This is a genomic window from Clostridium sp. TF11-13AC, from assembly GCF_003481065.1.
Lineage (GTDB): Bacteria > Bacillota > Clostridia > Lachnospirales > Lachnospiraceae > Otoolea > Otoolea fessa.
This window is the reverse complement of sequence record NZ_QUKJ01000025.1, coordinates 1-867: the sequence shown is the minus strand read 5'-3', so window position 1 is coordinate 867 and position 867 is coordinate 1. Positions and strand designations below refer to the sequence as shown.

At 50.7% G+C, this 867-nt stretch carries 2 protein-coding genes; both read left to right on the top strand.

From position 1 onward, the window contains the following. The first annotated feature begins 173 nt into the window (after positions 1–173). On the top strand, positions 174–386 hold the full coding sequence (locus tag DXD12_RS15095) for a hypothetical protein (protein ID WP_005927784.1): 213 nt from the start codon (positions 174–176) through the stop codon (positions 384–386). Continuing rightward, positions 376–867: phage replisome organizer N-terminal domain-containing protein (locus DXD12_RS15090; protein WP_182457103.1), on the top strand; the 492-nt coding region annotated here is incomplete at its 3' end. The genes DXD12_RS15095 and DXD12_RS15090, both read left to right, overlap by 11 nt.

The following is an 867-nucleotide window of genomic DNA, read 5'->3' as shown; positions in this document are numbered from 1 at the left end:
AAATGTACCCGAACCCATACAGAACAAGGGGGCTGCCCCGTACTCTACCCGCAATACCAAAGGATTTTTTAACGGGCTTACAGGGCAGAAAAACCCCGAAAATGATACCGAGATGATACAGAATTACCGCCGATACCGTCACACCAGCGGAAACGGCAGAAAGGAGCGCACCCATGCCAAGAATGAGCAAGAAACGGCGGCTGGAATGGTCTTTTTTCCTGCGGCAAGTGAAAGTCGGGAATACCACCTGCGACCGTATCACATACAACGACCTCTGCCGGGGCTGTACCCATAGCTGCAAGCAGAGCTTCCGGGCGGTTATCATACTCTGCCCCCGCTACTACTCCAAACGCCGGAAAAAGGAGGACAGGGACAATGGCAGATAACCGCAAGTATTACTACCTCAAGCTGAAAGAGAATTTTTTTGACAGCGACTCCATTGTGCTGCTGGAAGATATGAAAGACGGGATTTTATATTCCAATATCCTCTTGAAGCTGTACTTAAAATCGCTGAAAAACGGCGGGAAGTTGCAGCTTGACGAGCATATCCCCTACACAGCGCAGATGATAGCGACACTGACCCGCCACCAGATAGGGACGGTTGAGAGGGCTTTAGAGATTTTCCGGCAGTTGGGGCTTGTGGAGCAGCTTGACAGCGGGGCTTTTTATATGACCGATATTGAGCTGATGATAGGACAGTCCTCTACCGAAGCCGAGCGAAAACGGGCTGCAAGGCTGGAAAACAAGGCACTTTTACCGCCCCGGACAAAAGGCGGACATTTGTCCGACATTCGTCCACCAGAGATAGAGATAGAGTTAGAGAAAGAGATAGAAAAAGAGAGAGAGGGAGAAACGGGACACCCCGCC

Bases quoted from the DNA above. Each gene is read 5' to 3' on its own strand.
- DXD12_RS15095 (WP_005927784.1), top strand. From the start codon at position 174: ATGCCAAGAATGAGCAAGAAACGGCGGCTGGAATGGTCTTTTTTCCTG.